The sequence below is a fragment of the Stenotrophomonas sp. CASM114 genome (assembly GCF_049384325.1).
Taxonomy (GTDB): domain Bacteria; phylum Pseudomonadota; class Gammaproteobacteria; order Xanthomonadales; family Xanthomonadaceae; genus Stenotrophomonas; species Stenotrophomonas muris.
Window position 1 is genome coordinate 18,418 of sequence record NZ_JBMRGJ010000018.1, and the last position, 13,032, is coordinate 31,449.

The 13,032-nt window shown below is 67.8% G+C and carries 13 protein-coding genes; 5 read left to right on the forward strand and 8 right to left on the reverse strand.

Annotated features, from left to right (window positions below; genetic code table 11):
• Positions 1 to 95: 95 nt before the first annotated feature.
• The 4 genes from betT to VG566_RS15625 form a co-directional block, all read right to left on the reverse strand.
• Positions 96 to 2,075: a choline BCCT transporter BetT gene (gene betT, locus VG566_RS15610; protein ID WP_049407437.1), complete on the reverse strand. Its 1,980-nt coding sequence runs from the start codon at positions 2,073 to 2,075 to the stop codon at positions 96 to 98.
• Between the two features lie 183 nt (positions 2,076 to 2,258).
• On the reverse strand, positions 2,259 to 2,639 hold the full coding sequence (locus VG566_RS15615; protein WP_046431075.1) for a VOC family protein: 381 nt from the start codon (positions 2,637 to 2,639) through the stop codon (positions 2,259 to 2,261).
• A 97-nt stretch (positions 2,640 to 2,736) separates the two neighbouring features.
• Positions 2,737 to 3,060 carry a DMT family transporter gene (locus VG566_RS15620; RefSeq protein ID WP_014647443.1) on the reverse strand — a complete coding sequence of 108 codons (324 nt, stop codon included), beginning with the start codon at positions 3,058 to 3,060 and terminating at the stop codon, positions 2,737 to 2,739.
• Positions 3,060 to 3,413, reverse strand: coding sequence for an SMR family transporter (locus tag VG566_RS15625; RefSeq protein WP_010485170.1), 354 nt, complete (start codon positions 3,411 to 3,413; stop codon positions 3,060 to 3,062). The genes VG566_RS15620 and VG566_RS15625 overlap by 1 nt, the downstream gene beginning before the upstream one ends.
• A 162-nt stretch (positions 3,414 to 3,575) precedes the next feature.
• On the opposite strand from VG566_RS15625, the gene VG566_RS15630 reads away from it, so the two are divergent.
• Positions 3,576 to 4,427, forward strand: coding sequence for a LysR family transcriptional regulator (locus VG566_RS15630; RefSeq protein WP_049407431.1), 852 nt, complete (start codon positions 3,576 to 3,578; stop codon positions 4,425 to 4,427).
• Between the two features lie 87 nt (positions 4,428 to 4,514).
• Here the strand turns inward: VG566_RS15630 and VG566_RS15635 are convergent, their stop codons facing one another.
• Positions 4,515 to 5,435 (reverse strand): M14 family metallopeptidase, encoded by a 921-nt coding sequence (locus tag VG566_RS15635; RefSeq protein ID WP_241884020.1) that lies wholly within the window; start codon positions 5,433 to 5,435, stop codon positions 4,515 to 4,517.
• Between the two features lie 131 nt (positions 5,436 to 5,566).
• Here VG566_RS15635 and VG566_RS15640 point away from each other — a divergent pair, with 131 nt between their 5' ends.
• The 3 genes from VG566_RS15640 (at position 5,567) to VG566_RS15650 (ending at position 10,301) form a co-directional block, all read left to right on the forward strand.
• Entirely contained in the window at positions 5,567 to 7,648 is a 2,082-nt protein-coding gene (locus tag VG566_RS15640; protein WP_241884021.1) for a TonB-dependent siderophore receptor, read from the forward strand.
• 62 nt (positions 7,649 to 7,710) lie between these two features.
• Positions 7,711 to 9,483, forward strand: coding sequence for a chloride channel protein (locus tag VG566_RS15645; RefSeq protein WP_046431088.1), 1,773 nt, complete (start codon positions 7,711 to 7,713; stop codon positions 9,481 to 9,483).
• Between the two features lie 101 nt (positions 9,484 to 9,584).
• Complete coding sequence (locus tag VG566_RS15650; RefSeq protein ID WP_032962543.1) at positions 9,585 to 10,301, forward strand: MgtC/SapB family protein; 717 nt, start codon at positions 9,585 to 9,587, stop codon at positions 10,299 to 10,301.
• A gap of 73 nt (positions 10,302 to 10,374) precedes the next feature.
• Here VG566_RS15650 and VG566_RS15655 read toward each other — a convergent pair whose 3' ends face one another.
• Positions 10,375 to 10,782: a MerR family transcriptional regulator gene (locus VG566_RS15655; protein WP_069116465.1), complete on the reverse strand. Its 408-nt coding sequence runs from the start codon at positions 10,780 to 10,782 to the stop codon at positions 10,375 to 10,377.
• A 63-nt stretch (positions 10,783 to 10,845) separates the two neighbouring features.
• Between VG566_RS15655 and VG566_RS15660 the strand changes: the two genes are divergently transcribed.
• Entirely contained in the window at positions 10,846 to 11,673 is an 828-nt protein-coding gene (locus VG566_RS15660) for a class I SAM-dependent methyltransferase (protein WP_241884022.1), read from the forward strand.
• An 80-nt stretch (positions 11,674 to 11,753) separates the two neighbouring features.
• Here VG566_RS15660 and VG566_RS15665 read toward each other — a convergent pair whose 3' ends face one another.
• Together VG566_RS15665 and VG566_RS15670 are read right to left on the reverse strand one after the other, a co-directional pair.
• On the reverse strand, positions 11,754 to 12,017 hold the full coding sequence (locus tag VG566_RS15665) for a DUF6959 family protein (RefSeq protein WP_223224455.1): 264 nt from the start codon (positions 12,015 to 12,017) through the stop codon (positions 11,754 to 11,756).
• A gap of 148 nt (positions 12,018 to 12,165) precedes the next feature.
• Entirely contained in the window at positions 12,166 to 13,008 is an 843-nt protein-coding gene (locus tag VG566_RS15670; RefSeq protein WP_049407421.1) for an OmpA family protein, read from the reverse strand.
• Positions 13,009 to 13,032 lie beyond the last annotated feature (24 nt).

Sequence of the window (13,032 nt, forward strand, 5' to 3'; positions counted from 1 at the left end):
CGGCGGTGATGGGCCGCCCCGTTCGCGTTGCCGGCCAGCGGCCGGCACTACCATCGAATCCACCGACCGCCGGGGGAATGCCCGGCGGTCGTGTATTACCGGCTCAGGTGCAGGAACTGCAGGTGCCGTTCGTACTGGCTGATGATGTCGTTGATGATCTGCTTGCGGCTGTAGCCGACCAGGTCGTAGTCCTGGCTGCCTTCGAACAGATGCACTTCCGCGCGGTAGTAGCGCTGGTTGCGCAGCTGCTGCGCGGCGAACGACGGGGTCAGGTAGCCACTCAGGATCACCCGGTACAGGAAATCCTGCTGCTCGCCATGGTTCACTGTCAGCTCCATGTCGCCGGCCTCGAAGCGCGTGGCGACGTCCCAGCCCTGCCCGCGCAGCTGTTCGGCCACCGCTTCCATCGCCGGCTTCACCGTGTCATCCATGAAGCGGTAGACCTGGTCGCGCACCGGGAAGTGCATGGCCTGGCTCAGGCGCTGGCGCCAGCCCTGATGGTGGCGATCGTCACCGATCAGCGGCGAGGGCCGGTACTGCAGCGCGCGCTTGCGGTGCGATTCGTCACTGAAGGCGCGGGTCAGGCCCCACATCATCAGCAGCAGCACCGCCGAGAACGGCAGCGAGGCCAATACCACCGCCGATTTCAGTGCATCGATGCTGCCGGCCAGCAGCAGCCCGGCGGTCAGCACCGCGATCACCGTGCCCCAGAACACGCGCAGCCAGCGCGGACCATCATCCTCCGGCGCGCCGCCGTGCGAGGACAGCGTGGACAACACCACCGCCCCCGAATCAGCCGACGTCACGAAGAAGATGAAGCTGACCAGCACGGTCACCGCGATCACCGTGCGGCTCCACGGGTAGCCATCCAGCAGTGCATACAGCACGGTCGGTGGGTCATCCACCGCCAGCTGCGCCAGCTGCTGCTGGCCGTGGTGCAGCACCTGGTCCAGCGCGCTGTTGCCGAAGATCGACAGCCAGGCCAGGGTGAAGCCCAGCGGGATCAGCAGCACGCCGAACACGAATTCGCGGATGGTGCGGCCACGCGAGATGCGCGCGATGAACAGGCCGACGAACGGCGCCCAGCCGATCCACCAGGCCCAGTAGAACACCGTCCAACCGCCCAGCCATTCCGGCCGGCCGCCATAGGCGTACACATCGAAACTCTTGCCGACCACGCTGCCCAGGTAGTCGCCCAGGTTCTGCATCAGCGTACTCAGCAGGTACTGGGTGGGGCCGGCGCACAGCATGAACAGCACCAGCGCGATCGCCAGCAGCATGTTGATGTTGGCCATCCAGCGCACGCCCTTCTCCACGCCTGAAACCGCGACGGCCACCGCCGCGCCCATCATGCTGACCACCAGGATGATCTGCACCAGGTTGGAGTGCGGGATGTTGAACAGGTGCGACAGGCCCGCGTTGAGGTGCAGCACGCCGAAGCCCATGTCGGCGCCGATGCCGAATACGGTGGCGACAATGCCCAGCGCGTCCACGGTGTAGCCGATCGGCCCGTTGATGCGCTTGCCGATCAGCGGATACAGCGCCGAGCGCAGCGCCAGCGGCAGGTTGTGGCGATAGGCGAAGTAGGCCATCGCCATCGCTGCGAGTGCGAACACGCCCCAGCCATGCAGGCCCCAGTGCAGGAAGAGCAGCTGCATGGCCTGGCGCGCGCCGGCCTCGCCCGCCGCCGGTTCGCCCTGCGGCGGCTGCAGGTAGTGGGTCAGCGGTTCGGAGACGCAGAAGAAGAACAGGGTGATGCTGATGCCGGCGGCGAACAGCATGCCGGCCCAGGAAAGATAACTGAACTCCGGCTCATCATGGTCGGCGCCGAGCTTGATGCCACCATACTTGGACAGCGCCACACCGACCACGAACACCAAGTACAGGGTCATCGCCAGCAGGTAGTACCAGCCGACATTGAGTGCGGCCCAGTCCTGCGCCTTGACCAGCAGGCGGCCCGCACCGAGCGGAAACAGGCTGACGAACAGCGCGAACGCCACGACAACGATCGCCGCGAAGGCGAACACAGGCCGAAGGGTGCGCACCGGGGATTGTTGCGGCTCCAGTACATCCATGGGGCGGCGTTCTCCGGTAGATCAAAGGGTTAGCCGACCGATTCTGGCTGAACCGCAGTGGACAGAGCATGAAGTTGCGGCCTGTGGTCACAGGCCCGGCCCACCATTCCGTGTTATCACGCGCGCGCCGGAGCGCAACCTTGCCCGCGCGGGCCGCGCCGCGGCCACGCGCGTCCTGTCCGATCACGACATTACATGCACCGCACACAGCTTGTTGCCATCCGGGTCACGCAGATAGGCCAGAAACACCTGCCGACCGGACATGTTGCGGACGCCGGGCGGATCTTCGATTGCGGTGCCACCGTGAGCCACGCCAGCTTCCTGCCAGGCACGCACGGCCTCTGCACTGCCCAGACTGAAACCGATGGTGCCGCCGTTGGCATGGCACGCTGGCTGCCCATCGATCGGCGCGGTCACGCCGAACATCCGCCCATCCTTGAAGTACAGCAGCCGACCCTTTTCGTCGAACACACCCGGACGTGCCCCCATCGCGGCGAACAGGGCATCGTAGAAGCGATGCGCGACGTCCATGTCGTTCGTTCCAACGGTGATGTGGCTGAACATGCGGGCACTCCTTGTGGAAAGCCGCAGTGTCGGCGAGCGCGGGCGACTTCGCAAATCGCCCGCACCGGTGCCGCCACGCCCGCGAAAAGACCCGTTGCTACTTGGCGGTGCTGAGCAGCAGCACCGCCGCAGTGACCAGACCGATGCCGATCCAACCGATCGGACGCAGGCGGTTGCCGAACAACAGGCGTCCGCAGGTGGCGGTTCCGATCACGCCGATCGCACCCCACATCGCATAGGCGGTGGCCAGGTCCATGTAACGCACCGCCTGGCCCAGCAGGGCGAAGGCGATCCAGACCATGACGATCGCAGCGACACCCCAGCGCCAGCGGCGGAAGCCTTCCGACTTGGCCACCATCATGTTCGCGGCGACATCGATCAGCGCCGAACAGATCACGAAAAACAGAGCCAGGGTATTCATCAGTGTGCCTCCCCGAGGGTGACGCAGACGATGCCCACCACCGCCAGCACCAGGCCGGCCAGCTGCTGCAGCGACAGGCTCTCGCCGAACACGGTGAGGCCGACCACGGTCAGCAGGGTCAGGCCCAGGCCTTCCCACACCGCGTAGGCCACGCCCACCGCGATGCGACGCACCGACTGCGCCAGGAAGAAGTAGGACAGTGCCAGCGCACCGGCCATGATCAGATAACCGGTCCAGCCGCCATCGCGGGCGGCGTGGGCCATGAACGAGGTGCCGACCACTTCGGCGACGATCGCCACGGTCAGGCAGGCCCAGGCGACCAGCGCGCCACGGGCGGGAACAGTACGGGACATGTGAAACTCCTTGCAGGACGGGGACCGCGCCGCCTCATCAATGGATCCACGCCGCGCGTGGAGGGTCCGGAACGCCCCTCGCAGACAGGGGCGACGGTGGTTAGTATCATCGCCTTTTACGGTGGTATCAAAATGGATTCCATCGACAGGAGCGATGGATCAATGCCCTATTCCCCTGAATCCCTACAGGCCTTCGTGGAAGCCGCCGCGCTGGGCTCGTTCTCGGCCGCGGCACGGCGGCTGGGCAAGACCCAGTCGACGGTCAGCACCGCCATTGCCCACCTGGAAGCCGACCTCGGCGTGAGCCTGTTCGACCGCAGCGGGCGCTACCCGCGGCTGACCGAGGCCGGGCGCCAGGTGCTGGGCCACGCACAGGAGATCCTGGCCGCCGATGCGCGCCTGCAGCAGTTGAGCGTGCGCCTGTCCGCGCCGGTCGAGCCGCGCCTGACCGTGGTGTTTTCCGATGTCTACCAGCTGGATCCCGAGCAGCGGATCCTGCAGCGCTTCGCCGAAGCGTTCCCGGAGATCGAGCTGGAGTGGCTGGATGCCGAAGGCGAGGACGTGCTGGAACGGGTGAGCAGCGGCCGCGCCGCGCTGGGCCTGCTGCCCAGGCAGGAGCGCTATCCCGATGGGCTGGTGGCGCGGCCGCTGGCGCACCACAGCGAACTGTCGGTGTACGTGGCGCGCGGACACCCGCTGGCCAGCGCCGGGCGTCGCGCCGCCGCACAACTGGCACGGCATCGGCAGGTGCGCCTGAGCGCGGAAGTCGATCAGACCCGCTTGGTCACCGGCCTCGCGTGGACCGCCACCGATTACCTGATGGTGATGGAGATGGCCGAGGACGGCATCGGCTGGGCCGAACTGCCGCGGGCGCTGGTGCAGCGCTATGACCGTGGGCGGCTGGTGGAACTGGTGCTGCCCGGCTGGCCGCGGCGCATCCACAGCGACCTGCTGTGGCGCCGCGACACGCCGCCAGGCCCAGCCGCACTGTGGTGGGCCGACGCGTTGGGGTGAAAAAGGGGACGGAGGGGATTAAGTCGTTTGTGCCCCGGCGGTACTGGGGCACAAACGACTTAATCCCCTCCGTCCCCTTTTTATCTGTCAGCGATGGGCGAGCGCGTAATCCAGCGCCGCGCACACCGCTGCCACCTGTGCGTCGTTGCACTGCTGCGGGGTGGCCCGCGGGCTGTCCGGGTAGACCTCGGTGGTGGTGGTGTACTTCGCGCCGGTAATGCCGGCGCACAGGCCCAGCTTCACCAGCGGATACTCGATCACGCCGTGGGCGATCACCGGCGAACCGATGATCTCGCCTTTGTCGTCGGCGGGGGCGATATGGGTGACCTTCTCCACCGCGGCGATCACCGCCTGCTGGAAGGCCGGCTGCGGGGCCTCGCTGTCATCCACCAGGTAGAAGCCATCCGGAATCAGGCCCGGCTCGAACGGCTTGCCGTCACGCGCGGCCAGCGCCGGGCGGAACTCGCTTTCATCACTGTCGGTGGTCTCGTGCAGGTCGATGTGCAGCACGAACTGGCCCTTGATCGGTGCAACCAGCTCGATCAGCGCGGTCGACTCGCGGGCCGGGCCATCGGCGCGGAAGTTGCGGTTCGGGTCGATCGCATCGAAGTTCCAGCGGTTGATGCGCTCGAAGCCCCACGGATTCACGCACGGCGCCACCAGCAGGTTGGCCTTGCCGGCATAGTCGGCGGCGTGCTTTTCGAGGAACTCCAGCGCGCCCATCACGCCACTGGTCTCATAGCCGTGCACGCCACCGGTAACCAGCGCGGCGGGCAGCGCCGGGTTCCAGTCGCGGCTGCGCAGGGCGAACAACGTATAGGTCTCGCCAGCGTAGTCGAGCTGGCCATAGGCCACCTTGTCGAAACACGAGGCCAGCGCCTCGATGCGCGGCAGCACCTCCTGGTCATAGCGACGCAGGCGCTGCTGGCGACCACGCCACAGCTCCCGTTCCGCCGCTCCCCACGGTTGGCCAGGAGTTCCGACGGGGTAGAAGGCGGCTTGGGACATGGCGGATCTCGGCGAGTCAGGAAGCAATCGCCCACTCTACCACCGGGGCATCGGTATGAACCGGAGGCGCATTCCAATAGCGAATGGAATCAGCAATAATTCTCATTTACGACCTTCCACAACCCGCATCGATGCCCATCCACGCCCTGCAACCGGCCCGCCTGCCCCTGGCTGCCGCCCTCGCCCTGTGCCTGCTCCCGGCCACCCGTGCCTTCGCCCAGGACGGCGCCACAACGCTGGACAGCATCCAGGTGTCCGGCAGCTGGCTGGGCACCGGCCTGCATGACAGCGTCAAGAGCTTCGCCGGCGCGCGCACGGTGGTCGACCGCCAGCGCATCGAGGCCAGCGGCGCGGCCAGCATCGGCGATGCCATGCGCCGCATCCCCGGCGTGCAGGTCACCGACAACTCCGGCACGGCCGGCAGCTCGGTCTCGCTGAACATCGGCGTGCGCGGCCTGACCGGACGCTACTCGCCGCGCTCGACCGTATTGCTGGACGGCGTACCGCTGGCGGTGGCGCCGTATGGCCAGCCGCAGCTGTCGTTCGCGCCGACCAGCCTGTCCAACATCGAATCGATCGACGTGGTGCGCGGCGGCGGCGCGGTGCGCTACGGCCCGCAGAACGTGGGCGGCATCATCAACTTCAGCACCCGCGCCATCCCCACCGAGGCAGGCCTGCACGGCGAAGCGGGCGTGCGCTACACCGCCTACGACCATGGCGGCGGTGACAGCACCCAGTACAACGCCTTCCTCGGCGGTACCGGCGACAACGGCCTGGGCGCGGCCCTGCTGTACTCCGGCCAGGACGGGCGTGGCTGGCGCCAGGGCAGCGATGACCGCTTCAACGACCTGGCGCTGAAGTTCGCCTATGCCATCGACGCGCAGCAGGAACTGCGTGCCAAGCTGTCGTACTACGATGTGCGCTCGCTGACCCCGGGCGGCCTGACCCGCGCGCAATACGAGGCCGACCCGTTCCAGAACACCCGCTCCACCGATTTCTGGAAGGGCCACCGCACCGGCATCGACCTGGGCTACACCAACACGCTGTCGGCCAACAGCGAATTCGAGGTGCTGGCCTATTACAACGAAAGCAGCCGCGCCAGCTCGCTGATCAACGCGGCCAATACCCAGTTGACCGTGCAGCCGCGCGATTACCGCGTGCTTGGCATCGAGCCGCGCTATACCCAGCGCCTGCATTGGGGCAGCACGGTGCACGACATCACCGCCGGCTACCGCTTCCTGCGCGAACGGGGCAACGACCGCAGCTACACCGTCAGCCGCCGCACCGGCGTGGCCAGTGCCACCACCCGTTTCGACAACGCGACCGATGCCCATGCGTTCTACATCGACGACCGCATCGCGATCGGCCAGTGGCGGATCACCCCGGGCGTGCGCATGGAATGGATCGACATGGACCGCCGCCAGGCCGGTGGCACGGCGACCTTCAGCAGCCGCAACGACAAGGCCCTGCCCTCGCTCAACATCGCCTACCTGCTGACGCCGCGGCTGACTGTGTTCGGCAACTACACCACCTCGTTCGGGCCGGTGCAGAACATCCAGCTCAATTCCCAGACCGCCAGCAATCCGCTCAAACCGGAAGTGGCAAAGACCGCCGAACTGGGCGCGCGCTGGCAGGACGGCGCACTGCGCGCGGAAGTGACCGTGTTCAAGATGCGCTTCGACAACCAGATCCTGCAGGTGCCGGGGATCACCCCACCGACCTTCCAGAACATCGGCGCCACCGACCACAAGGGCGTGGAGAGCGCGCTGGAGTACCACTTCGCCGAGGACAGTGCGCTGGCCGGGCTGGAGCTGTACGCCAACTACACCTGGACCCAGGCGATCCAGCAGTCCGGTGACAACCGCGGCCTGGACGTGCCCTTCTACTCGCGCGACACCGACAGCGTCGGCGCCCGCTACGCACTGGCCGGCTGGACCTTCAATGTCTCCAGCACCCATCAGAGCGGCCAGTTCTCCGATGCCGCCAACACCTGGGAAGAAACCGCTGACGCGCGCGTGGGCCGCGTGCCGGGCGTGCGCCTGTGGAACGCGCAGGTGGCCTGGCAGGTGCCGGGGCTGGACGACAGCGAGATCGCGCTGGGCGTGAACAACCTGACCGACAAGCGCTGGTACACCCGCAACGTCGATGGCAACGCCGGCCGCATGGTGGCTGCGCCACGCACCTTCTACGTGCAGGGCCGCTACCGCTTCTGACGCGGTAACCGCCCGATGCAGTGACGGCGGCGACCACGGTGGCGGCGTATCATGCCGCCACCATGTCACTGCCTGTTTCGCCATCGCGCCTGCATCTGGCCTTCCAGGGCCTGCGCCTGCGCCTGCGCGGCAGCGACCTGTGGTTCATCGCGCTTGCCCTGCTGGTCGGCCTGATCGCCGGCTACCTGACCCTGCTGCAGTCCGGCATCGCACGCTGGCTGCAGGGCACCCTGTACGGGCTCGACGACGGCATGCGCCTGAGCTCCCTGCCCGCGCTGACCTGGACCGCACTGCTGGTGCTGCCGCTGGGTGGCCTGCTGGTCGGCCTGGTCAGCCTGGCCGCGACCCGGCTCAAGCGGCCCCTGCTCGATGCGGTCGAAGCCAATGCCCTGCATGGCGGGCGCATGTCGATGCGCGACAACCTCATCGTGCTGACCCAGACCCTGCTGTCCAATGGCTGCGGCGCCTCGGTCGGGCTGGAGGCTTCGTATACGCAGATGGGAGCGGGCAGCGGCTCGCAGCTGGGCAGGGTGATGCGCCTGCGCCGCAACGACGTGCGCATCCTGGTCGGCGCCGGTGCCGCCGGTGCCATCGCGGCCGCCTTCGGGGCGCCACTGGCCGGCGCGTTCTACGCCTTCGAGATCGTCATCGGCGCCTACACCCCGGCCGCACTGGCGCCGGTGGCGGTGGCCGCGCTGGCAGGTGCATTCGTGGCCGACCAGGCCGGCATCGAGCCCTACCTGCTGCCGGCTGCCTCGACGATTGATGTCCGCGCCGCCGACTACGCCATTTACGGCCTGCTTGGCTGCTGCTGCGCGATGGTCGGCATCGCGGTGATGCGGCTGATCGCCTCGATCGAAGGCACGGTCAAGCGCAGCCCGCTGCCTGCCTGGGGTCGGCCGGTGGTGGGCGGCCTGCTGCTGATTCCGCTGGCCCTGGCCAGCCCGCAGGTGCTGTCGTCCGGCCATGGCGCGCTGCACCTGGACCTGACCACGCACCTGCCGCTGATCTGGATCGGCGGCCTGCTGACCCTGAAGTGCCTGGCCTCGGGCATCTCGCTCGGGTTTGGTTTCCGCGGCGGCCTGTTCTTCGCCTCGTTGTTCATGGGCACCCTGGTCGGCGCCCTGTTCGCCGGCCTGCTGGCGATGGCCACTGGTGTGCCGGTGATCGATGCCACGTCCGCCGCGCTGGCTGGCATGGCAGCGTTGGCCGCCGCCGTGGTCGGCGCACCGATGACCATGGCCATGCTGGTGCTGGAAGGCACCCACGACTTCCTGCTGACCAGCGTGGTGATGAGTGCGGTGCTGGTCTCCAGCACGCTGGTACGGCAGTGGTTCGGTTATTCGTTCTCGACCTGGCGCATGCACCTGCGCGGCGAGACCATCAAGAGCGCACGCGACGTGGGCTGGGTGCAGAACCTCAACGCCGGCCGGCTGATGCGCAAGGGCGTGGCTACCGCGCCGGCCGATCTCGATGCCGCCACGTTCCGCCAGCGCTTCCCGCTGGGTTCGGGCAGCCGGGTGATCCTGATCGACAGCGAAGGCCATTACGCAGGCATCGTGCAGATTCCGCGCGTCTACGGCGACGGCGTGAAGCCGGAGACCATGATCGGCGAGCTGGCCGAGAACCGGGACGTGTCACTGTCACCGGCCGCGGACGTGGTCAGCGTGATGCAGCGCTTCGACCAGACCCAGGCCGATGAACTGGCCGTGGTCGCCGCCGACGGCCAGGTCCTGGGCGTGGTCTCTGAAGCCTTCGTCCGCAAGCGCTACGCCGAGGAACTGGACAAGCGCCAGCGCGAACTGATGGGCGAGCGCGTCGACGACACCGACTGACCCCGCAAAAAGGGGACGGAGGGGATTAAGTCGTTTCTGACACTTTCGAAATCCGCGCATGGCGTGGATCTACTGTCACCTCGACCGGGTAGACTCCGGCCATGCGCTTCATTGAGACCTTCCAGGCCGGCCCCTTCGCCGACACCGTGGTCAGCCTGCTGGCCGCCTTCGTGCTGGGCACGCTGATCGGCGCCGAGCGCCAGTACCGGCAACGCACCGCCGGCCTGCGCACCAACGTGCTGGTGGCAGTGGGCGCCGCCGCCTTCGTCGACCTGGGCATGCGCATCGCCGGCAGCGCCGAGGCGGTACGGGTGATTTCCTACGTGGTCTCCGGTGTAGGCTTCCTCGGCGCCGGCGTGATCATGAAGGAAGGCATGAACGTGCGCGGCCTGAACACCGCCGCCACCCTGTGGTGCTCGGCGGCGGTCGGCAGCTGCACCGGCGCGGACATGCTGGCCGAGGGCGTGCTGCTGACCGTGCTGATCATCGCCGGCAACACCCTGCTGCGGCCGCTGGTGAATGCGATCAACCGCATCCCGATCAACGAGACGGCGACCGAAGCCACCTACGAAGTGCGCCTGAGCGTGGATGCCGAAGCCGTACCGCGGGTGCGCGAGCGACTGGTCGATGCGCTGGAGGCCGCGCAGTATCCGGTGGGCGATGTGCAGGTGGTCGAACATGCCGACGCGCCTACCGACGTGATCGCGGTGCTGGTCAGTACCGCGGTCAGTGCCGACGAGCTGGATCTGGTGCTGGCACGGATGGAGCACGTGCCGGGGGTGCTGCATGCCACGTGGGAAGTCAGCACCCGCGATTGATTCATCCACGCAGGGCGTGGATCTGCCGAGGTCGTGCTGCAGTGGATTCACGCCATGCGTGGATACGCTTCTCTCACCCACCCGCCATGCGCTGCTGTGCCCGCAGCAGCTTCCGGAACGATCCGCACTTCCGGGCATCCTCTGCCTGCGGGCAGGCCGCCGCACGTTGCAGGTGCCGGCGTACCCGTTGCAGCTGGATGATCTGCCGCTGCAGCACATCAGCCTGCGCCAGCAGGGCCTCACGATCCAGCGTAAGGCATCCGCGCTGCGGCGGCAGGGATGCGCCGATCTGCTGCAGCGACAGCCCGGCCGCCTGGCCCAGGCCGATCAGTGCCAGCCGCTCCAGCACCTGCTCGTCGTACTGCCGGCGCAGGCCGCGACGGCCCAGTGCCTGCAGCAGCCCAAGCTGTTCGTAGTAACGCAGGGTCGAGGCCGGCACGCCACTGCGCTTGACCACTTCGCCGATATCCAGTTCACGCACGGGCTTGACCTCAAGTGACCTTCAAGCGCCAACCTATGGGCGACTTCCCTGCAAGGCAAGACCATGACCCGTACACCCCTCGTTGATCAGAGCGCCCTGTGGAACGGTCCTGGCGGCCAGGTCTGGGTTGCGCAGCAGGCCATTCTCGATGGCCTGTTCCAGCCCATGGCCGACCTGCTGGTGGCCGAACTTCCGGAGACCGTCACGCAACTGCTGGATGTAGGCTGCGGTACCGGTGCCAGCCTGCTGGCATCAGCCGCCGCACGCCCGGCGACACACAGCACCGGCCTGGACATCTCCGCGCCGATGCTGGCGCTGGCCCGCCAGCGCGCCGAGGCTGCGGGACTGGACGCGGACTTCATCGTGGCAGACGCGCAGCGCCATCCTCTGCCGTCCGCGCACTTCGACTGGATCCAGTCGCGGCTGGGCGTGATGTTCTTCGAGGACAGCCAGGCCGCGTTCGCCAACCTGCATCGTGCCGCGACACCCGGCGCTGGGCTGCGCTTCATCGCCTGGCGCAGTGCCGACGAGAATCCATTCATGACCACGGCCGAGCGCGCCATCGGCGATGCACTGGATCTGCCGCCCCGGGTACCCGGCGCGCCGGGACAGTTCGCCTTCGCCGACGGCTGGCAGGTACAGCGGCTTGTGCAGGCCGCCGGTTGGAAGGATGTGGAGGTGGTTGCGGTAGACCTGTCCTGCTCGATCGCCCGCGAAGACCTGCCCACCTATGTCGGCCAGCTGGGCCCGTTGGGGCTGGCCCTGCGCTCAATGCCGGAAGCCCGTGCCGCCGTGCTTCGCCACCAGGCGCTGGCTGCATTCGCGCCGTTCATCGAAGGCGACCGCGTACGCGTGGATGCCGCCTGCTGGCTGGTCCGCGCCCGCGCGTAGGAAAAGGGGACGGAGGGGATTAAGTCGTTCTTGCCCCGCGTGTGCAGGAAACGACTTAATCCCCTCCGTCCCCTTTTTCTTTACAGCGCCTCGCCGGCGTCGGCCAGGCGCGATTCGATCAAGGCGTACCACTGCTGCAGCACGTCGATCAGCATGTCCAGCTCGGCGTCGGTGCGCTGTGCGCGGCCGCTGCGCAGGCAGGCCTGTGCTTCCTGCAGTTGGGCCAGGAACCCTGCCACGGTATCGGCCTGCAGGATCAGGCCGGGCAGGCGCCGGCCCGGGATGCGCACCACGGCATGGTTGCCGAGCTGGCCGTACACGCTGAGCGTAGCTTCCGTCTTCATGGAGAGTGGCAGGAATTGGGCATTCATCGCGTGCACCGTTTGAAGACCTGAGCCGCAGGCAGGCGTGGACGACGGGGGAGACGTTGCCACGCCTGCCGGCGGTCAGGGGGGACTCGGGATGCCGGGGCACCGCCCCGGCGCAGGAGGGTCAACGTGGCTGTGCCATCCCGGCGATCTGCACGCGCCGGTTCGGCGCCAGGCAGGCAATCAGCTCGCGCCGGTTGCGCTGCCCGCACTGCACGATCGGCTCAGCCGCGCCGCGTCCTTCGGCGCTGATGCTGGCCGCAGGCACGCCGCCCTGCACCAGCGCGCTGCGCACGGCCTCGGCGCGGCGCTGCGACAGCGCCTGGTTGTAGCTGGCGCTGCCGATACGGTCGGTATAGCCGGTCACCCTGATCGACTGCACCTGTGCGGCTTCGCGTACCTGCGCCAGGATGCCCTGCACCGCCTGCTGCCCTTCCGCGCTCAGCACCGCGCTGTCGAAGCCGAACAACGCGTCGGCCGACAGCCGCAGCGGCTGTTCCGGCAGCGGTGCCGGTGCCGGTGCCGGCGGGACCGGTGGCCGCGGCGGCTCCAGCACGGCCGCGCACGATTCCGGCTTCCAGTAACCCGCCTGGGCGATGCCCTTGCTGTCAAAGCGGACCTGGAACTGGCAGGTGAAATACTCCGCACCTTGCGCGGTGCGGAAGTTGAACAGGTAGTTCCACTCGCGCACGCCCCACATGCCTTCATTGAAATGCGGCGTGCCCAGCAGCGTGTACAACTGCCGCTTGCTCATGCCCGGCGCGAAGCGGCGCAGGTCGGCGACGTCCGGATAGATGCCTTCCTTCAACGAGGCCCTGGAGGCCTCCGGGAACTGCACGGCGGTGGCTTCGACGGGACCGCCGGTGGCCGGCGCATGGCTGCGGCAGGCGGCCAGCAGGCCCATCCCCAGGATCAGGCCCAGCGTAGCGGCATGTTGGCCGGCGCGGGCGATGCGATGCTGTTTCATGTCATTCCCCCTGTAGACGTTTCC